This window comes from Prosthecobacter fluviatilis, from assembly GCF_055388355.1.
In genome coordinates, this window is sequence record NZ_AP043782.1 from 556882 (window position 1) to 576659 (window position 19778).

Annotated in this window: 13 protein-coding genes; 9 read left to right on the forward strand and 4 right to left on the reverse strand. The window is 62.3% G+C overall.

The features are described from left to right. Window positions 1-2: 2 nt before the first annotated feature. The 6 genes from ACZ5WW_RS01930 to ACZ5WW_RS01955 all read left to right on the forward strand — a co-directional run bounded on the left by ACZ5WW_RS01930 (window position 3) and on the right by ACZ5WW_RS01955 (window position 13324). A complete protein-coding gene (locus tag ACZ5WW_RS01930; RefSeq protein WP_377169505.1) occupies window positions 3-4541 on the forward strand; it encodes a YfbK domain-containing protein in 4539 nt (1512 codons plus the stop codon). Between the two features lie 70 nt (window positions 4542-4611). Continuing rightward, the gene (locus tag ACZ5WW_RS01935; protein WP_377169507.1) at window positions 4612-6489 is read left to right on the forward strand and encodes a DUF1549 domain-containing protein; all 1878 of its coding nucleotides are present in this window, start codon (window positions 4612-4614) and stop codon (window positions 6487-6489) included. Between the two features lie 32 nt (window positions 6490-6521). Further along, entirely contained in the window at window positions 6522-7847 is a 1326-nt protein-coding gene (locus ACZ5WW_RS01940) for a DUF1501 domain-containing protein (RefSeq protein ID WP_377169509.1), read from the forward strand. An 8-nt stretch (window positions 7848-7855) separates the two neighbouring features. After that, a complete protein-coding gene (locus tag ACZ5WW_RS01945; RefSeq protein ID WP_377169511.1) occupies window positions 7856-8923 on the forward strand; it encodes a WD40 repeat domain-containing protein in 1068 nt (355 codons plus the stop codon). 104 nt (window positions 8924-9027) lie between these two features. Next, window positions 9028-12672, forward strand: a complete 3645-nt coding sequence (locus ACZ5WW_RS01950) for a protein kinase domain-containing protein (protein ID WP_377169514.1) — start codon at window positions 9028-9030, stop codon at window positions 12670-12672. 193 nt (window positions 12673-12865) lie between these two features. Further along, window positions 12866-13324, forward strand: a complete 459-nt coding sequence (locus ACZ5WW_RS01955; protein WP_377169516.1) for a universal stress protein — start codon at window positions 12866-12868, stop codon at window positions 13322-13324. Between the two features lie 43 nt (window positions 13325-13367). Here the strand turns inward: ACZ5WW_RS01955 and ACZ5WW_RS01960 are convergent, their stop codons facing one another. After that, entirely contained in the window at window positions 13368-14477 is a 1110-nt protein-coding gene (locus ACZ5WW_RS01960) for a S53 family peptidase (RefSeq protein ID WP_464694206.1), read from the reverse strand. 224 nt (window positions 14478-14701) lie between these two features. Continuing rightward, window positions 14702-14986 carry a hypothetical protein gene (locus ACZ5WW_RS01965; protein ID WP_377169520.1) on the reverse strand — a complete coding sequence of 95 codons (285 nt, stop codon included), beginning with the start codon at window positions 14984-14986 and terminating at the stop codon, window positions 14702-14704. A gap of 119 nt (window positions 14987-15105) precedes the next feature. Here ACZ5WW_RS01965 and ACZ5WW_RS01970 point away from each other — a divergent pair, with 119 nt between their 5' ends. After that, on the forward strand, window positions 15106-15660 hold the full coding sequence (locus ACZ5WW_RS01970) for an RNA polymerase sigma factor (protein ID WP_377169522.1): 555 nt from the start codon (window positions 15106-15108) through the stop codon (window positions 15658-15660). After that, complete coding sequence (locus tag ACZ5WW_RS01975) at window positions 15657-17081, forward strand: YfbK domain-containing protein (protein WP_377169524.1); 1425 nt, start codon at window positions 15657-15659, stop codon at window positions 17079-17081. Before ACZ5WW_RS01970 ends, ACZ5WW_RS01975 begins: the two co-directional genes overlap by 4 nt. A gap of 60 nt (window positions 17082-17141) precedes the next feature. Here ACZ5WW_RS01975 and ACZ5WW_RS01980 read toward each other — a convergent pair whose 3' ends face one another. Continuing rightward, window positions 17142-17960 carry a CHAD domain-containing protein gene (locus ACZ5WW_RS01980; RefSeq protein ID WP_377169526.1) on the reverse strand — a complete coding sequence of 273 codons (819 nt, stop codon included), beginning with the start codon at window positions 17958-17960 and terminating at the stop codon, window positions 17142-17144. A gap of 264 nt (window positions 17961-18224) precedes the next feature. Here ACZ5WW_RS01980 and trxA point away from each other — a divergent pair, with 264 nt between their 5' ends. Next, complete coding sequence (trxA, locus tag ACZ5WW_RS01985; protein ID WP_377169528.1) at window positions 18225-18554, forward strand: thioredoxin; 330 nt, start codon at window positions 18225-18227, stop codon at window positions 18552-18554. A 90-nt stretch (window positions 18555-18644) separates the two neighbouring features. On the opposite strand, the gene ACZ5WW_RS01990 is transcribed toward trxA, so the two are convergent. Next, window positions 18645-19724, reverse strand: a complete 1080-nt coding sequence (locus ACZ5WW_RS01990; RefSeq protein WP_377169530.1) for a 6-phosphofructokinase — start codon at window positions 19722-19724, stop codon at window positions 18645-18647. Window positions 19725-19778 lie beyond the last annotated feature (54 nt).

Consider the following 19778-nt stretch of genomic DNA (forward strand, 5'->3'; position numbering starts at 1 on the left):
CCATGAAACCGGAAAAAATCACCGCCTGGGCGCTGGATGAAGCCAGCGCCGAAGAACGCCAGCAGCTGGAGGCGGCGCTGCTGGAAAATCCGCAGGACAAAGCAAAGGCGGATGAAACGAAAGCTTTCTGCGACTTCCTGCTGAGCGAACTGCGCGACGACTCTCTGGCCCTGACAGACAAGCAGCGCCAGCGGCTCGTCGAGCACGCGTCCCAACCGCCCGCAGCAGGCGTCACGCCTGCACCACGGCCGGAGCGCGGCGCGCCCGCACTGCGCCCACCTCGCAAGGGGGAGACACGCTGGAACATGGTCTCCATCGTGCGGCTGGCCGTGGCCGCCTGCGCGGTGCTGGGCGGGTTTTGGACGTGGCAGGCCTATTCCTCCAGAAAAAGCGAAACGCGTGCTGTCGCCGTCGTGGCGGAGAAGCCGGCCGTGAAGGTGCAGCTCGCGCCGAAGCCGGAGTCAAAGAAGAAAGCAGGGCAGGGGCCTGAGGCACGGCTGCTGGCGGCCACGCCAGCGGCGCCCGTGATCGTGGCGGAGCAGCCTGCGGCGAAACCGCTTTCGCCCATGCCGAAATCCGAACCTGCTGCCACGGTGAATGCACTGGCCGTGAACAAAGATCAGCGTGCGCTGAGCCCCGCCGATGTGGAGCGGCTGAAGCGTGTGCAGGATGAGAATGCGTATGGCCTGAACTTTGGAGGAGGCTTGAAGATGCCTGAGATTGTGGTGGCGGGAACGGGCGTGACGACTCAGAAAGTGGAGCCTGCCTTGGCGGGCGCTGTGCTGGGGAGCGCGAATGGCAGTGTTCAGCTTGCTGGTGGCAGCAGCGGCATGCCGCTGGATGCGGGCAGTCTGACCGTGAATGGCGGTACTGCATTCACGGTGGGTGGCGTGGTTTCTGGCTCAACGGGCGGAAAATTGAAGATGGTTCCAGACGCAAAGGATCTGCTGAAGCAGACTCAGGGGCGGAAAGCTGCGAACCTGAGCTTAAAGGTTGGTGACAGAGGTTACCCGCCGTTTGACGGGGGGCTGTTCGTTCGCAGTGCATCCTCTTTGAGCTACGCCAATTTAGGGAACTCATATAGCACGCTCAGTTCAGCATCCTGGACCAGCACCTATCATGGGGTTCGTTCCAGCATGCTGGGGTTTGTCAGTGGCCTCCTGCCGGGGGGGCAGCCGTTAGCGCATGCGAGTGGATACGCATGGATGAGAACAGCTCCGCTGGAACTGATTGCCACGGAAGGTGAAGCCGAACTGTATGCATCGCTCGCGGAGTATCAGCCAAGCCTGGCTTTTGGGAATCTCTATCTGCACAAAGCATGGTTCAACAACATCGGCGAAGCATGGCTAATGTTGACTGCTGCCAATGCAAGCACCGGCGGCATCACCATTGAGGTGGGAAGTCCTTTCATGATGAGTGCCTTTTTGAATCAACCCCTGATGCCTGATTATCGTGGCTTGGGCTCGATTTTTCTTGGGAGCGATGTCTTCATGCCCCGAAGCATTGGTTCAGTGTTTTATAGGCATGTGCCGTTGGATCTTTATACAAATCAGAAATCACCGGGTGTGATCTCTTTCGCCACCGCCACAAACTCGCAGCTCACGGATGCCTCCTGGGTGAGTGACCTGCAGGCGGCGGTTTTTAATGTGCCTGCGTTGAGCAAGTCCTCCAGCGAAGCGAGCACCGTGCTGGGCTCGGGTAGTGTGGTGGTGAAGGGTGGGGTGCTGAATTCCTCTGGCAATCCGAAGCCTCTGGATCTGACGGGGCTCCCGGTGGTCACGGTCAAGTCGGGGATCATGGCTGCGACTGAGGTGACGGGTGGGCTTTACTTTGCAGGCACGATCGTTGTCCCCAACAGAACTTCCTTCACCTTTGACGGGTCTTCGGCTGCAGCCTTGGCGAATGCATCTGCTGAGCCTGCCGCGCGGGCTGGCATGCTTGCGGATGCGGGGGCTTTGATCGCCAATGGAAACAGGACGCTGCTGTCGGCCCCGGCGGTCAGCGCCCAAAGTGGAACTTTGACCTTGGCGGCGGCATCGGGCGTTAGCAGCGCAGCGCCGGCTCCGGCCTATGATGTGGCGGGGAAGAACTCGCTGACGGTGGGGAGTGTGGCCCCTGCCTCTCGCATGAACGCAGACCATTTCGCCACGCTGGATCTGAATGGTGCAGCAAGCTACAGCGGGTATGCGACGAGCACTGGCGGTGTCACGGTGAGTGCTGGCAGTGGCACGATGTTGAGTGGATCTTTGAGCCCGGCACCTGCCAAGGCGGTGGCGCTTACCTTTGCGGACACTGCTGCTTCCTCCCCGAGGGAGGGCGAGACGCTTGGCTCTACGGTTTCCGGATCAGGAGGAATGACCAAAGCGGGCGCGGGTGCGCTGGTCCTGGCAGGTGCCATCACCTACACCGGCGGCACCACCATCAATGCCGGTACGCTGAGCGTTTCCAATGGAGCGGCGATGCCGAATAGCGCTGCGGTTGTCTCGCTTGGCGCTCCTGCTCCCGTGAGCCGCACTGCGGGCGCGGTATTCAATAATAACGGCGTTACTCTGGCAACCGCAGCGCCTGCTGCTGCACCGGCTTCGCCACCTGCGGGAATCGTCGGCGGATGGGCGACGACGGCCCGTCAAGACTTCGCAACCTTCACCACAAGCGCAGCGGGCGTGCAGAATCCCCAGGCAGGAGCGGCGGGCGGCAATGTGAGCGCTCCCATGGCTGGATCACAGGCGGGTGACGTGGCCAAGGTGCAATCGGGGCTGGTGCTGGCCAATGGTGCGGCCGAGACTGGAAACTACGACGCAGCCATCGCGCAATACCAAGATGTGCTGCGCACGGACCCGTACAATGCGGCGGCTCGTCGCGGGATGGAAACCGCCGAGAAGAAGAGGCAGGGGTATTTCAAGGCAGCTTATGATCATCAGCGGGCCAAAATGCTGGCCCAGGTGACCGAATCATGGGAAGAGAAAGCGCCGATGTTGGCGTCCACGGGTGATGTCACACTGGGCAAAGACGTGAAGACGGATGCCTTCTACTTCTACTTTGGGAAGATTGCGCAGCCTGAAGAGGGCAAGCCCGTGCCGGGCAGCCAGCCGGGCACGGGGGAAAGCTACACACGCATCATCGAAAACCAGATGAAGGAGGTGGCGCGCGAGCCGCTGTCCACACTCTCCATCGATGTGGACACGGCGTCGTATGCGAACGTGCGGCGCTTCCTGAACCAGAACATGCTGCCACCGCCGGATGCGGTGCGCATTGAGGAACTGGTGAACTATTTCCCCACTGCCGAAGAAGGCCCCGCGCATGATGCCAAGGAACCCTTCGGTGTGCGCATCGAAATGGCACCATGCCCCTGGCAGCCGGTGCACCGGCTGGCACGCATCGCCATCAAAGGCCGTGAGATGGACAAGAACCGCAAGGCCAGCAACCTCGTCTTCCTGGTGGATGTCTCGGGCTCCATGAGCGAGCCCACCAAGCTGCCGCTGGTGCAGCAGTCTCTGCGCATGCTCACGGAGCAGCTCGGAGAAGGGGACCGCGTGACGATGGTGGTGTATGCCGGCAGCAGCGGTGTCGTTTTGCCGCCGACCAGCGGAGAGAAGAAGGCGGAGATCCTGGCGGCTATCGACCGGCTGAGCGCAGGTGGCAGCACCCATGGCAGTGCGGGCATCCAGCTGGCGTATGAGCAGGCCGTGGCGGGCTTCATCAAGGGCGGCGTGAACCGCGTCATCCTCTGCACAGACGGCGACTTCAATGTCGGCGTGAGCTCGCCGGAGGAGCTGGAAAAACTCATCAAGCACAAGGCGAAGACGGGCGTCTTTCTCAGCGTGCTGGGCTTTGGCAGCGGCAACCTGCAGGACCGCACCATGGAAACCCTGGCGGACAAAGGAAACGGCAACTACGCCTACATCGACAGCCTGAGCGAGGCACGCAAAGTCCTGGTGGAGCAGATGAGCGGCACGCTGGACACCATCGCCAAGGATGTGAAAATCCAGATCGAGTTCAACCCCGCCGCTGTGCGCAGCTACCGCCTCATCGGTTATGAAAACCGCCTGCTGGCCAAGGAGGATTTCAATGACGACACCAAGGACGCCGGGGAGATCGGCGCAGGTCACAGCGTGGTGGCGCTGTATGAGGTCGTTCCAGCCAGTCTGCCAGCCGGTGCGGAGGGCCGCCCTTCCGTGGACAGCTTGAAGTATCAGGCCCCGGCCATCTCACCTGCGCAGCTCGCCGAAGCCGCGAAGAGCGGTGAGACGATGACGGTGAAGCTGCGCTACAAGGAGCCTGACAGCGACCTGAGCAAGCTCATTGAAGCCCCCGTCAAAGATGAAGGCAAAACTCTCACGGCTAGCACCGAGGAGTTCAAATTCAGCGCCGCCGTGGCGGGTTTTGGCCTGCTGTTGCGTGACTCCAGCTACAAGGGCTCCCTGAGCTGGGAAACCGTGCGCCGCCTCGCCTTGGATGGCAAAGGCACGGACAAGCTGGGCTATCGTGGCGAGTTTCTGCAGCTCGTTGACAAGGCACGCGGGCTAAAGGAGACCCGGTAGGAAAGAAATTCGGCGCAAGAAACTCGGCCGGGTGGTGTAGTTCTGCTCGCCCCCTCCTTCTTGTCCTTGCATGCTACGCCGTGTCTTTGTCTCCTCGCTTTTGCTTTTCACCCTCTCTGCCGTCGCTGCGGATGCCCCGGCCCTGTGGTCTGGCAAAGTAAGGCGCATCCTCGATGAGAACTGCGTGAAGTGCCACGGGGTGCTGGAGCAGAAGGCCGGGCTGGAACTGGACACCCCGGAGATGGTCCTCAAAGGTGGTGAGGAAGGTGCGGTCGTGACGCCAGGAAAGCCGGAACAGAGCGCGCTTTTCACCAGTCTGGACAAGGGGGCGGAAACGCACATGCCGCCCAAAAAGCAGCTTTCGGACGCGGATCGTGCGGCGGTAAAGGAATGGATCGCCGCGCTGCCTGCGGCACCCGTGGCGGCGGCAGCGCCAAAGCCGAAGCAGGCCCGTCAGTTCGCCTCGGGCGAGGAGGCGATCAATACCCTGATCGCAGAGGGCTGGGCACGCGCGGGCGTGAAGCCTGCGGCTCCGCTGGGCGAGGCTGCATGGTGCAGGCGCGTGTATCTGGATCTCGCAGGTCGCATCCCCACACAGGCAGAGCTGGCGGCCTTTTTGGCTGCGCCGCAGCGAGATGCCTTGATCGACAAGCTGCTTTCCTCCCCAGAGTATGCGGTGCGCATGCGCGAGCTTTGGGACACCTTTCTGATGGGCCGCCTCCCGCGTGGAAATCCCGACGGGCGGCGCAAAGGCTCCGGCTGGTGGACCTTTCTCGAAAAGGCCTTCAAGGACAACCGCCCCTGGAACGAGGTGGTCTATGACGTGCTCTGCGCGCGGCCTGAAAATGCCCCGGATCGCAAAGGGGCCTCCTGGTTCCTCTTTGAGCGTAAAAACGACTTCCAAAAAATCGCCGAAGCCGTCGCCCCTGTGGTCTATGGCACCAAGATCGACTGCGCCCAGTGCCATGATCACCCGCTGGCGCGTGAGATCAAGCAGGCGCACTACTGGGGTCTCGTCTCCGCCTTCAACCGCAGCAAAAACGTGGATGCCAGCACCGCCGTGGCGGAGAGCGCGGTGGGCGGCTTCATGAATTTCACGAACCTGAAAAAGGAATCGCAGCCGGCGGTGGTCACGCTCCTCACCGGCCGCACCCTGCCCGAAGTCTGGCCCAATGCCGGATCCGACACACAAGAAAAGGACAATCCCGACCTCTACGAGGACCCCAAGGCCCCTGTGCGCGTCCCCAAATACTCCCGGCGCGAAGCCTTTGCTGAAGCTGCCACACAGGACAATCCCTTGCTCGCACGTGCCTTTGTAAACCGCATGTGGGCCGCCCTCACCGGCCGCGGCATCGTCAATCCGCCGGACGAAATCAACGAGCGCAACACCCCCAGCCACCCCGAACTGCTGGACTGGCTGGCGCAGGATTTTGCATCACACCGCTACGACACGCGCCGCGTGGTAAGGGAGATCGTTCGCAGCCGCGTGTATGCCCTGGGCGCTTCAGATGCCGCGCCGGAGTTGTTTACGGGCATGGTCGAGCGCCCCCTGAGCGCCGAACAGCTCGCCCGCTCCTGGCGCATCGCCCTGGGCCTGCCGCCTGCGGACGATGAGTTCCGCCGCCAGGTCATCACCGCCATGCCCGACGTGCTGCCCAAGGAGTACAACGCCACCTTCCAGCAGGCGCAGTTCCTCTCCGGCTCACCGACGATGACCGCGCTGCTGCAGGCCGCGCAGGGTGGTGTCATCACCCGCCTTGCAGCGCTGCCAGATGCTGCCAGCCGCATCCGCGAGGCGTTTCAGGCCGTGTATGGCCGCACCCCGGATGCAGATGAAATCGCACAGGCCGCGGCCTTTCTGAATGCAAATGCCGCCCACCCCGCCGAAGCCACCCGCGATCTTCTCTGGGCACTGCTCACCAGCGCGGAGTTTCTGGCGATGCCGTAGAAACACTGCTAAAAATTCCCGATCTCTCCTGAATGAACCTCCGCGATCCCCACCCACGATGCCCCACGCATGAGCATGGTCTGCACCGGCGTTTGTTTTTGAAAGGGCTCACCGGCGGCGCGCTGGCGAGCACGGCGAGCTTTACGGGACTGTTTCACAATCCGGTGTTTGCGGAGGAGACAAAGAAGAGGCAGAAGCACTGCATCCTGCTTTGGCTCAGTGGTGCGCCGAGCCAGTTTGAGACATGGTATCCGAAGCCGGGAAGCCCGGGAAACGGGCCATTTGGCAGCATGCCGACCAAGATCCCAGGCATTCACTACTCCACGCTGATGCCGAAGTGCGCCAGCATCGCGGACAAGCTGAACCTGGTGCGCAGCATGAAGACCACGCAGCCGGAGCACCTGCAGGCGATCAACCTGCTGCAGCGTGGTGCACCGGAGCGCGCCGGGTTTGTACGCCCCACACTGGGCAGCAGCCTAGCGCAGGCGATGGGGCAGCTGGACTCGAAGCTGCCGAATTTCATCTTTCTGGATCCCGTGCCCGGTGGCAATGAATTCGAGGCCTTCAAGGCGGGCAACTGGTCTGGCTGGCTGGGCGCGGAACATGCGCCGGTGCGCCTGGGCGGGGACTACACGCAGTTTCTCAACAGCGAAGGTGCGAGCATCCCGCAGCATGACAAGGAATCCCGCGAGACGTTGCGCAAGTTTCTGACGGCGAAGTATGAGCGCGACCGCAGCAGCGCGGTGGCGCGCAGCCAGAACGCAGCCTTTGAGCGCATGAAGGGCCTTGCCGCCAGCGCGGAGCTGTTTGACGTGAACAAGCTGCCTGCGAAGGACCGCGAGCGCTACGGTCCGGGGAGTTTTGCGCAGCATGCGCTGATGTCCCGCCATCTGGTAGAGAACGGCGCCCCGTTTGTGATGGTGGCCAACGGCATGAACTGGGACAACCATGTGTTCAATCATGAGATCCATCAGATGCTGGTGCCGGAGCTGGACCATGTGATCTACAATCTCATCACCGACCTGGAGGAGCGCGGGCTGCTGGACTCCACGCTGGTGATCGCGATGGGCGAATTTGGGCGCAGCCCGTGGATGAACGCGGCACGCGGACGCGAGCATTACCCGAATGCCTGGAGCATGATGATGACCGGCTGCGGCCTGAAGCGCGGCGTGGTGACGGGCGCGACCGATGTGGACGGCGTGGACGTCATCGAAAAACCGTACAGCGAGCAAAACCTCTTCGCCACCATCTTCACGGCGCTGGGCATTGATCCGTATGCGGAGTATGACCTGCCCGGCATGCCCACCTTCCACCGCGTGGAAAACAAGGCGGAGCCCATCCGCGACATCCTGGCCTGAGACCGCCCATGAAACTCACTCGTACCAAGCAATACGAACTGCCCTTTGCCGTCCTCGGACTGGCCACCACGCCGGATGGCGCGAATGCGTACGCCGCCTGCATGGACGGCAGTGTGCATGCCGTGGAGATGGCCACCGGCAAGAAGGAGGTTTTTGAGAAGAAGCACAGCTCCTACGCCAGCGGCTGCGTGCTGCTGCCAGATGGCAAAACGCTCATCTCCGCCGGCTACGACGGCACGCTGCTGTGGCATGATGTGGCAACTCGCAAGTGCATCCGCGAGGTGAAGGCGCACAGCTTCTGGAGCTGGCAGATGGCGCTCTCGCCCGACGGCAGGAGGGTGGCGAGTGTGACGGGGCAGTACATTGCGGGGGGCTGGAAGTATGAGCCTGCTGCGGAGAGCGAGCCGAGTGTGCGTGTTTATGACACTGCCAGCGGTGCGCTGGTGGCGAGCTACAGCCATACGCCGCCCGTGCTGAGCTGTGCCTTCAGCCCGGACAGCAAACATCTGGCTGCCGCAAACATGATGGGCGAGGTGCGAGTGTGGGATGTGCAGGCGAAAGGTGACAAGCCTGTCTCGCAGTGGACCTCTCCCGATTTCACTTCGTGGGGCACTACGAAGTCGCATCATTACTCCGGCGGCATCTACGGCCTCGTCTTTTCACCGGATGGCAATGCGCTGTTAGGCTGTGGTATGGGGCCCATGGGAGATCCCATGGCCGGAAACGGCAAGATGACATGGCAGCGCTGGGACTGGCGCAGCGGCAAGAAGATCGACCAGATCAAGGACGGCCAGCATGGCTCCGGGCTCATGGAGACGCTGGCTTTTCATCCGGACGGCAAACACTTTCTCATGGCCGGGCGCCAGGCCCAGGGCACGTGGAACGCCGCCGTCTTCAGCGCCACGGACGGCAGCCTGATCACCTCCTGGGACTCGAAATCCCGCCTGACGCATGGGCGCTTCACGGCGGATGGAAAGAGCCTTGTGGCTTCGGTGATTACCGGCGCAGGAAAGGTAAAGCCCGGACAGCCCTGGGGGGCGATGGGCCGGGTGCAGATGTACAGTGTGGAGGGCTGAAGCCGGCCCGGCTTCATTGAAGCTGCGACGTGCTTTTTTTCGTGCAATGGCATGCCCTTTCTGACATGTCTTTGTAAGAATACACCAGTATCCACCCCTGCCGCATGTCCTATTCTTCTTCTCCTGACCCGCTTCCGAGATCCAGCTCCGCTGGTGGTAGGCTCAGGTGGGAGCCGCCGTCGCCTGAGGAGTTGCAGAAACTGCTGCCGCAGTATGAGATCAACTCGCTGCTGGGGCGTGGTGGCATGGGGGCGGTTTACCGTGGCATGCAGGTGCATCTGGACCGGCCGGTGGCGATCAAGATCCTGCCTCCGGGACTTGATGATGCGGACGCGACTTACAGTGAGCGGTTTCGCAATGAGGCCCTGGCCCTGGCCAAGCTGAACCACCCGGGCATCGTCGGGGTGTATGACTTTGGCTGCACGAGCAACGGAATGCTCTACATTGTGATGGAGTTTGTGGACGGCACGGATGTGGCGAAGATGCTGGCAAAGCAGGGGCGCCTGCCTTCAGCGCATGCGATGGCGATCACGGCGCATGTTTGCGATGCGCTGAAGTACGCGCATGAGCGCGGGATCGTGCACCGGGACATCAAACCTGCGAACATCATGGTGGGGTTTGACGGTGTGGTGAAGGTGGCGGACTTCGGTCTGGCCAAGATGGGGCAGGGCGGGCAGAACACAGGACTGACCCAAAGCGGTGTTGCGATGGGGACGATGCACTACATCGCCCCGGAGGCGCTCACACTGGGCGTTTCGGTGGATCACCGCGCGGACATTTACGCCATGGGGGTGATGCTTTACCAGATGCTCACGGGCGCGCTGCCGCAGGGGATGTTCAAGCTGCCCTCCGTGCTGGTGCCGGGTTTGGACCCAAGATATGACGGCATCATCAGCCGCGCGCTGCTCAATGACCGGGAGCTGCGCCACCAGACAGTGGTGGAGCTGAGGCGGGAGCTGGACGCGATACTGACGCAGCCGGTGGTGAAGGTGGATGCGGCCGCGGGCAAGGCACCCGCTGCGCTGAACACAATGGCGCGGCCTCAGCGCCCCGCGGGTCCGCCGCCACAGAGGCAGGCGCCGCCGCCCCCGAGACGGAGTCTGAACCTGGGCTTCTGGATGCCGGTGCTGGGCGTGGTGGCCGCGCTGGCAGGGGTGTATGTGTGGCTGGGGCCGAAGACGCGGAAGACCACCGTGCGCCTCGAGGGAGAGTCGCTGAAGGTGGTGGAGGTGACGCGGGGCAAGGCGGAGCCTCAGGGCATGACCCAGTACCATGCCGGTGTCTGGAGCGCAGACTCGCAGATGCTGTGGAGCGAAGGCAGGGAGGGGGACAAGCTCACTCTGCAGCTACCGGTGGCGGAGGCGGGCAGGCAGCGGGTGAAGGCAGTGCTCACGAGCGCAGCGGACTTTGCCGTGGCGGAGGTGTCTCTGGATGGCAGGCCCGTACCGGGATCTCCCTTTGACCAGCAGGCGGAGGAGGTTGTGGTCTCGGATATTTTGGACTGGGGCGTGCATGATCTCAAAGAGGGGGAGCATCAGCTGGAGATCCGGCTGGCGGGCTCGCATGGCAGGGAGGTGGTGCGTGGGCGCGGGCCGTATGTGTTTGGCCTGGACTACGTGCAGCTGGAGCCGCCGGAGGTGAAGGCTGCAGGCGCTGCTCCGGGGACGGATGTGGCGCTCACGGCCAGGCCGAGCGCCTCGGCGTGCGAGCGGACAGATCATGTGAAGCACCTCAACAGCAGTGAGGAGACGCCGGGGCAGAAATCGCAGGATGTCTCCCACCCGCACCATTCCTGGCACCCGCGCAAGGGGGGTATGGAGTGGGCGCAGTATGAATGGGAGACGCCGCAGGTGATCGATGAATGCCAAGTGTTCTGGTTTGATGACAGCGCTGCACGCGGCGGGTGCAAGCTCCCCGCCTTCTGGCGGCTGTTGTACCGGGAATCCTCGGGCGCGTGGGTGCCGGTGGATGCCACGATACCTGATGCGGTGGCAGATGAGTGGAACATCGTGAGCTTTCCTGCAGTGAAGACGACGGCGCTGCGCCTTTCCGTGCAGTGCCAGCCGGGCTGGTCCGCCGGTGTGTGCCACTGGAAGGCCCTGGCGGCGGCGGGCACGGCGACGGATGCCGGGAAGCGAGAGCGCCCGGATCTGTCCCTGAGCGATCTCTCGCCGCTGCACTCGCAGGTGGGGTGGGGCATCTACCATGCGAACGTGCTGAGCCCGGTGGAGAGCAGGGATGGCAATTACGTCAGCGTGGCTGGCAAGCCCTGCGTGGAGTATCTGTGGGCGCATGCAAACAGCCGGCTGGAGTTTGCCATTCCGGAGGGGTACACGCATTTCACGGCCACGGGCATCGGCTTTCGCAATGACAGGCCAAACATGAAGCACATCAGCCCAGGCACCTGGACCTATGCGGTGGAGGTGGACGGCCAGAGGATATTCACCTCCCAGCCGCTCAAGGACTACCCCGGTAAAGAGCTGCCCATGGATCTGGCTTTTCCAGCGGGGTCCAGACGGCTCACGCTGATCGTTGACAATGCCGGTGACTCCAACAATGACCAGTCCCACTGGGCTTATCCCATGCTGAGCACTGACGGGGCTTCAGCGGCGCGGGCTGCGGTTTCTTCACCTGCATCTACTTCTCCGGCCAAGGCTACGCCAGTTCCATCGCCGGCGGTGGTGACTGAAGCCCCCAGCCTGTCCGTGCCGCAGGGGTACAGACGAGGCGAGACGATCAGCCTCTTCAATGGCAGGAATCTGACGGGTTGGAGCGGGCTGAAGGAATTCTGGACCGTGCAGGACGGGTCTCTGACGATGAAAACGACGCCTGAAAACCACCCCCAGGTCTTCACCGCCCTGGTCTGGAATGGAGAGGTGAAGGACTTTGATTTTTCCTGCAAGTTCAGGTTTCTCAGCGCTTACAGCAAGGCATGGCGGATTGCGGGAATCCAGTTCCGGGGGCATATGCAAGACCCCATGAAGTACAGCGTGGCAGGCTACAGCGCGGAGCTGGACTATGACTGGCGCTACACAGGCGGACTGGTGGAGAAGATCGGACGTGAGCTGCCCATCAAGCGTGGCGAGAAGCTGATCCTGAAAAACAGCGGTAATCCACGGAAGCCGGCAGCCGAAGTCATGGATACCTTTGGCACGCCGGATGACATCGGCAGGCGCATCAAGCGCGACGACTGGTGCGACTACCGTGTCGTTGCCGCAGGCAGTCACATCCAGATTTTTGTCAACGGTCTGCCCACGATGGATGTGAAAGATGAAACGGCGGAAGCGTCAAAGTCCGGCCTGCTGGCTCTGGGGAATTTCTACAGCTCGGTAATGACGCTGCAGTTCAAAGACCTGAAGCTCACCGAACTGCATTCCATCATGGCAGAGACTGCGCCTGGAGGCTCTGCCATGATGGCGGACAGGCTCAAAATCAGGCTCTTTGCCGACCGTGCTGAGGAAGCGTTGAACCATGTGTTTGCGCCGCTGAGCCAGGAGCCGGATGCCGAGCTGCCTCCGAGCCTGGTGAAGATGCGGGATGATCTCATCACCGAAGGCAGGGCGCAGCCTGAGGCCAGCCTGGACGCCTACCGCGCTGCACACGCCCTATGCCTGTCCCTGATTTCCGCCCTGGAGGAGCGCAGCACCTCCAAGTCCGGTGCGGCATGGACGGCGCGCTCCCAGGCGCTGCGGCCTGTGCTGGAGGCGCAGCTGGGCAAGACCCGCCGTCTGCTGGGGACCCAGCCGTGAGGTCTGCCAGACCAAAATACGCGCTGTCTGCGAAAACATATGGGGAGAACATCCCATTTCACATTCCGCAGGGCTGCGGTTAAACTGCGGATGGGAAAACAAACCGTCATCATGCCATGTGCCTCCTTTTTCCAGCCAAGCCGGCAACGGCTGACGCGAGAGGTTCGCGCAACGCGCAGCAACCACCATTCCTATGAAAACCATCGTCGCCCTCGTGGATCTTTCTGATCTGACCTTCAAAGTTCTCAAGCAGGCGCACGCGCTTGCCACTGCCTTTCACAGCGAGGTGATCATCCTGCATGTGCTGGGCAAGCAGCCAGTGGTCATGGATGTGGGCATCATCTCGCCTGTGGTGATGCAGGACCCCATGCCGACGGTGGCCAAGGAACAGGCGGAGCAGCTGCTGGAGATACGCGACTCGTTGATCAAATACGGGGTGAAAGCCCGGGTGGAGCAGCTGGAAGACGCCCGTGTGGCGGCGGTGCTGGCGGAAGCCAGGCAGCTGAAGGCGGACCTGATCATCCTGGGCTCCCACCACCATAGCACGATCTACCACATGCTCGTGGGGAGCGTGGCCGCTGACGTGCTGAAGCACGCGCACTGCCCGGTGCTGGTGGTGCCGAGCGACGAGGCGTCACACAAGCAGGTGTGATCCTGCAGTCCTGCTTGAGTGATGACCGCAGCAACGGCGTGCGTCATTTGGCTGCTGACATGGCAGGCACCAGCGCCGGGGCATTGGGTGAACCGAGGCCGGTGACGAGATCAAAGCCGGGGGTGCAGTTGTAGGCTCCGTTGTTGCCGGAACTGATGTCGAAGAAGTCTGTGTACGAGCTGGTGGCCAGCGAGTAGATGCAGCTGCCGGTGCTGCTCATGCTGGTGCTGCGCGCGGCATTGATGAGCGCCTGCTGCGCGGCCCACTGGGGAGCTCCGGCGCTGGTGCCGCCCACCTGGATCCAGCCTGTGGTGCCGTTGTAGTTGGAGATATAAACGGGGAAGCCGGTGGCCGGGTCCGCGTCATAGCTCACGTCTGGCACGGCACGTCCAGCAGAGGCTGAGAATGCTGCCTGCCAGGAGGGCTTTTTGCAGTAGGCGCTGATGCCGCCGCCGCTGCCGGACCAGCCGGTTTCGGTGATGGCAGTGCCGACGCTGTCCAGCTGCAGGGTGGTGCCACCCACCGCGACGACGTAGGGAGAGGCCGCCGGCCAGATGACGCCAGCACCGCTGTCTCCGGAGGAGGCAAAGAAGCTGACTCCGGCCTTGTTGAAATGGGAGTCATAATTGACCTCCGAGGCAAACTCCAGAGCGCCCCAGCTCATGGAGACCTGCCGGGCTCCGAGGTTTTTCACGGCGTAGTCCACCGCCCCGAGGAGATTGCTGATGCTGGCACTCTTTGCCACGACGACGACGATGCGTGCCCCGGGGGCGATGGCGTGCGCCCACTGCACATCCAGCGTGGTTTCCAGCGCCCAGCCGCTGTTGCTGGAGGGCTTGCCCTGCGGGTAATACACGGCCAGCGTGGCCTGCGGCAGTCCAAAGGCGGTGCAGAAGACCTTGAGATCGTTGGCCAGGCTGGGGCTGCCGTAGGCATCGACAATGGCTATGGTCTGACCGGCGCCGTTGCCGGTGATTTTGTCAAAGCCGTAGGCGTGGCGTATTTGGGCCGGAGTGCAGCCGGTCGGGCTCGTCGTCACCAGCGGTGCGGCGCTGGAGGGGCCGTGTGCCCAGAGCGGTGCACGAGCATGAATGCGGTCCGTCTCAGGAGCCGATCTGTCCAGCCGCTCTGGCGGTCCTTCGTCTTGATCCACCTTGTGAAAGTTCTTGTGATTTTCAACCGAAAATCCAGCCGAAGTCAGGGCAAAAGAACTGACACACAGTAGAGTACGAATGGTTGGGTGCATGTAATTACCATAGTTGAGTTTTAATTATTTCGCCAAAAAAATAAATGCTTAGCTTCGGTTAGGCTAAAGCCTAGGCTTACGCTCAGGCATGTTTGCGCTCGATTGCCCTCCACTGTTATTGTGGTGACTGGCTATTTTTTGGCGGTGGGCGGCACGTAGGTTTTTCCGTCGTAGCTGCCGCCGACCATGTTTTGAACGGACTTGAGCTGGTCGCTCATGGCGCTGTTCAGCGATTCACCGTTGGTCTGGGAGGCGTCTAGCGCCCGGCTGGGAAGGGAGGTGGCCTCCTCCGGGGCCTCTGGAGCTGGTCTGTGCGCCGGGGCCAGCATGTCGCTGGCCATCCAGCCCACACCACCCAGGACCAGCAGTACGAGTATGAGCGGGGCATTGGAGGAGGAACTGGAAGCGCTCGGCATATAGCTGTGAATGGAGGCGGAATGTGCAAAGATTGCGGTTTCCAAGGTGAAAAATGGCGTAAATTTCATTCCTGTCTAATTTCTGCCTGTGACTGACCGTTCGCACCATGAACTCTCGCATGCCCGCCCAACACGTACAGGATGAAGCCGCCGTGCTGGTCAGGCGGGCGTTGGACCAGCATGAAAGCACGCTCATCGCATACACAGCAAGCATCCTCGGTGGAGACATCGAGCGCGCGCGCGATGTCGTGCAGGACTCGATGCTGCGGCTCTACCTCACGGAGCCGGAGCGTGTCCGCGAAAATCTTAAATCGTGGCTGTTCACCGTCTGCCGAAACCGCGCCTTTGACATTTTGCGCAAGGAGCAGAGGCTGGATCTTGGCAACGATGAGGTCATTGATGCGGCTGCCGACCACGAGCCGGACCCGTCGCAGAGCGCAGGCATGCACGAGCTCTACGAGCACATCTGGAGCTGTGTGGACCGGCTCCGGCCCAACCAGCGTGAAGTCGTCCGGCTCAAGTTCCTTCACGACTGCTCGTACCAGGAGATCTCCGGGATCACAGGGCTCAGCGTCGGAAACGTGGGCTTCATCATGCACCATGCGATCAAAAAACTCCGAGAGCTGATGAGCACGGACGTAAGCGAGGAATACAAAACACCCACCCATTTATGAATCCGCAGGACAACCCCCATTTCACCGCCTACGCACTCGGGGAACTGAGCGCCGAGGAGGCACGAGAACTGCACGAGGTACTGGCCACCACGCCTTCCGCCGCGCATGAGCTGGAGCAGATCGAGGCGGTGACAGACGCCCTGCGCCAGGGGGCACCGATCCCTCTGTCCCGACTGACCCACGAGCAGCGCCACGCGGTGCTGCACCCCTCCAATCTGCCGAGGAGGATTCAGCCCATGCTGCCGCGTCAGCCCTCGAAGCGTACGCAAGGGGCCTTCTGGCCGGTGATGGGTGCGGTGGTGAAGGTGGCTGCGGTGGTCACTCTGAGCGGTGCTGCTTTCATGGCCGGGTGGATGTATGGCCCCGCCGTGCAATCTGCGGCGCAGATGGCCGAGGAGACGCCCAAAGGCGAGACACCTGCCAAGCCTGAGACCGGCCTGAAGACGCCAGCCGCGCCTGAAAAGGCCCTGCCTGCAGCAGCGGTGGCCGTGGTGCCCGCCAAGCCTGAGCCTGCACCTGTGAAGCAGCCTGCGGCGGAGAAAAAACTCGTGGCCGAGGTCAAGCCTGCGCCAGCACCTGCTCCCAAGGACACGCTGGTGGTCAAGGCCTCGCCAGTGAAGGAGCAGCCTGCTGCTGCACCAAGTGCTGCGCTGGGCTTTACGCTGCCGGCGGGACACGGCACCTTTGTGAGCACGACGAAACAGGCGACTGATCAGTTCAGCCTGCACCCGGCGCAGATCAAGCCGCAGCCGCCGAAGGCAAAGGGGCAGGTCTTTGCCTCACCGCAGATGGCACCCGTCAAGCCTGAGCCGAAACCGGAGCGGGCCGGGGACTTGTACATTCACTCATGGAAGGCTGAGGTGGCGGCCTGCCCGTGGAATCCGGCGAACCGTCTGCTGCGGCTGGTCATTCAGCTGCCGGCAGATCAGGCGGCGGTGATCGGTGCGGACAGCAGCTTTCCGCTCCAAGTGACCTTTGACCAGGCAAATGTGAAGCAGTTCCGCATGCTTTGTGAGCGCCATCTGGCGGCTGCTGAGCTGCGCAGTGCGGGCACACATGTGCTGTGGTATGAATTTCAGCCGAATGGCAGCGGTGAGATCCCGCGGGACAGCAGCCGGCTGGTGGCCACCGTGATGCTGCCAAACGCGCGCTTTACCTCGCAGGCGGTCGGTCCTTTTGACAGCAGCAAGCTGCAGGTCATGGACCGTGGATATTCGCTGCATAATGCGCGTGAGGACTTTGTGTTTGAGACGTCGGTGGTGGGCTTTGGCCTGCTGCTACGAGGGGCGGAGCAGCTGGGCAGCCTGAACCATGATCTGGTGCTGAGTCTCGCCACACAGTCCAAGGGGGCTGACAGCAGCGGCGAGCGTGCGCGCTTCATCCGCCTAGTGCAGGACGCGCGGCAGGCGGCGGGGCTGTAAGAAGACAACCAGCGTGCCGTGTTGTCCGTGCATGGCTGCGTCTGTGCAGCCGTTGACGGGTCATGCGCAGTGCATGATCTTGTCGTTGAAGAGCGCTCCGGCCGGTGCGTAGAGCTTGTGGCCCAGCGAGAGGTAGCGCTCTCGCAATTCATCGCGGTGTTCGTTGATCACCGGCAGCCAGGGATTTCGCCGCACTGCGAAGGCGGGCTCGGCGGCGAGGTTGGCGAGATCCTGATCACGCCCGAGGAGATGGCCGAGGCGTCTGGCGCGCTTGATCCGCCGTCTGGAGCCACGCAGATGCGATAGCACCAGGGTCTGAAAGTAGAGGTCTTTGACGCGATGGCGCCAGCGGTGCAGGGTGCGCTTGTCCTTGGTCTCGAAGGCCTGCTTCATGAGCTGTCGGCCTTTGCGGTAGCAGCGGGCGTGCGCCTCCAGCACCTGCTCTTCGGAGAGGGTCTGGATGCAGGTGCTGTCAATCAGCTGGCCCACGGCATAAAGCTGGTGATGCAGCGCGGATGCGGGCGGGGCCTGCAGTGCGCGGCCCATGAGCTGCGGGCGGTGTTTCGGGGCGAGATGAAACCGGCGTGTGAGCTTGTCGATGAGCCGGGTTTGCACCACATGCTCGCGATTGCCTGCGCAGGCATTTTTGACGGTGCGCAGGTGTTTGCGCATGGCCTGCAGCGTTTGTTTTTCGATGCCCGCATGGGCAAGCCTCAGAAGGGCCATCATCTTTTTGATCCGCAGGCGCAGCTGGTGTGTGGCCGTCTCCTCGTGGGCGGAGAGCCTTTGCACATCCTCCTGCGCGCGCTCGCAGAGCTGATGCAGCAAACGTTTCAACTTCCGGCCCGAAAGGCCCGCAGTGTCACGGCTTTGCTTCATGGGGCAGCATTGAGCCGGGTATTGCGACGGACATCAAGAAAGAGTTTTTCACATTCGTCAGCCTGGGGGTGGTAATAACTCCGCAGGTTGGCCGGTTTCTGTGACTGCCTCCATGGGCTGGAGCCGCTGGGATTGTCGTCACATTCGATTTTTCACGTTTTTTCCGTGGTGTGAGGCGGAGTTGCTGAAAACTTTCGTTGATTCGTGTGCCTCCGATGCCAGCGTGGGCTCGTAGCCCATTTTCAACCCTCACAGTCTCACACCATGGCCAGCGAAGCAGTCATCACCCTCACCGAAGCAAATTTTGAATCCGAAATCTCCTCCTCCACCGTGCCGGTGATCGTGGATTTCTGGGCTGAGTGGTGCGGGCCTTGCCGCATGCTGGGGCCGATCCTCGATGATCTGGCCACTTCCCAGGAAGGCAAAGTGAAGATTGGCAAAGTGAACGTGGACGAGGCTCCCGGTCTGGCCACCCAGTTCAGCGTGCGCTCCATCCCGATGCTAGTGTTCTTCAAGGACGGCAAAGCGGTGGACACCGTCGTCGGTGTGCAGTCGAAGGACGCCCTGACCAAGCGGCTTGCCGCGCTGGGCTGATATTCCAGTCTGTCTTTGCAAGACAGCAGCATTAAAAAAGCCGCCCCGTGAGAACAGGGCGGCTTTCTTGTTAAACACTTCCGGCCGGGTTTACTCGTCGCCGAAGGAGATGCCGATGGCGCGGGAGGCGCGGACGATCTCGCTGTCCTTGCTGACCAGGCGGAGCTGGTGCACGGCTTCTTCGATGGGCACGTCTCCCACCTGATACTGCTGGTAGCTGACCATGCGGCCAAAGCTGCCCTGGGAGATGAGCTCGACGGCCTTGGCTCCAAAGCGCACGCCGAGGATGCGGTCGAGGGCGGTGGGGGCGCCGCCGCGCTGAAGGTGGCCGAGCGTGCAGGCGCGGGTCTCCTTGCCAGTGTCCTTTTCAATCTGCTTGGCCACGTAGTCGCCGATGCCGCCGAGGCGGTCCTCGCCCTTGGTGCCGACACGTTCCTTGGTGAGCAGCTCGCCAGACTCAATGCGGGCGCCCTCGGCCACGACGACGAGGGTGCTGTGGTGGCCTGCGGCATCGCGTTTGCGAATGGCCTTGGCCACGTGCTGGAAGTTAAAGGGGATTTCGGGGAGGAGGATCACGTCTGCACCGCCAGCCATGCCGCCATACAGGGCGATCCAGCCTGCGTGGCGTCCCATCACCTCCAGCACGATGACGCGCTTGTGGCTTTCTGCGGTGGTGTGCAGGCGGTCCAGTGCGTCCACGACAGCCGCGACGGCGGAGTCAAAGCCGAAGGAGGTGGCGGTGGCCTGGATGTCGTTGTCGATGGTCTTGGGCACGCCGATGATGTTGATGCCCATCTGGGAGAGCTGCAGGCCGGTGGTGAGGCTGCCGTCTCCGCCTACGACGATCAGTGCGCCGACTTCGAGGTGGCGGAGGGTGGCCTTGGCTTTTTCCACGATCTCCGCAGGTACCTGGGAGACATTGCCTTCGCCCACTTTGGCAACGAAGTGCCCCTTGTTGGTGGTGCCGAGAATGGTGCCGCCCAGCTTCATGATCCCGATGGTTCTTTCAGGAGTGAGCATCATGTAGTCGCCTGGAGGGAGGAGGCCCTCGAAGCCGTCGCGGAAACCGACGACTTCCCAGCCGAGGGTGTGTGCGGCGCCGACGACGCCATGAATGACTGCATTGAGCCCGGGGCAGTCCCCGCCGCTGTTTAAGATCCCGATTCGCATGAAAGTGTGTGTGTGAAAAGTTGAGGTTGGGGGGCGGCGTCCTGAAAACAGGAG

Coding starts and splice junctions, on each gene's coding strand:
- ACZ5WW_RS01930 (WP_377169505.1), top strand. CDS start 3: ATGAAACCGGAAAAAATCACCGCCTGGGCGCTGGATGAAGCCAGCGCC.
- ACZ5WW_RS01935 (WP_377169507.1), top strand. CDS start 4,612: ATGCTACGCCGTGTCTTTGTCTCCTCGCTTTTGCTTTTCACCCTCTCT.
- ACZ5WW_RS01940 (WP_377169509.1), top strand. CDS start 6,522: ATGAACCTCCGCGATCCCCACCCACGATGCCCCACGCATGAGCATGGT.
- ACZ5WW_RS01945 (WP_377169511.1), top strand. CDS start 7,856: ATGAAACTCACTCGTACCAAGCAATACGAACTGCCCTTTGCCGTCCTC.
- ACZ5WW_RS01950 (WP_377169514.1), top strand. CDS start 9,028: ATGTCCTATTCTTCTTCTCCTGACCCGCTTCCGAGATCCAGCTCCGCT.
- ACZ5WW_RS01955 (WP_377169516.1), top strand. CDS start 12,866: ATGAAAACCATCGTCGCCCTCGTGGATCTTTCTGATCTGACCTTCAAA.
- ACZ5WW_RS01965 (WP_377169520.1), bottom strand. CDS start 14,986: ATGCCGAGCGCTTCCAGTTCCTCCTCCAATGCCCCGCTCATACTCGTA.
- ACZ5WW_RS01970 (WP_377169522.1), top strand. CDS start 15,106: ATGCCCGCCCAACACGTACAGGATGAAGCCGCCGTGCTGGTCAGGCGG.
- ACZ5WW_RS01975 (WP_377169524.1), top strand. CDS start 15,657: ATGAATCCGCAGGACAACCCCCATTTCACCGCCTACGCACTCGGGGAA.
- ACZ5WW_RS01980 (WP_377169526.1), bottom strand. CDS start 17,960: ATGAAGCAAAGCCGTGACACTGCGGGCCTTTCGGGCCGGAAGTTGAAA.
- trxA (WP_377169528.1), top strand. CDS start 18,225: ATGGCCAGCGAAGCAGTCATCACCCTCACCGAAGCAAATTTTGAATCC.
- ACZ5WW_RS01990 (WP_377169530.1), bottom strand. CDS start 19,724: ATGCGAATCGGGATCTTAAACAGCGGCGGGGACTGCCCCGGGCTCAAT.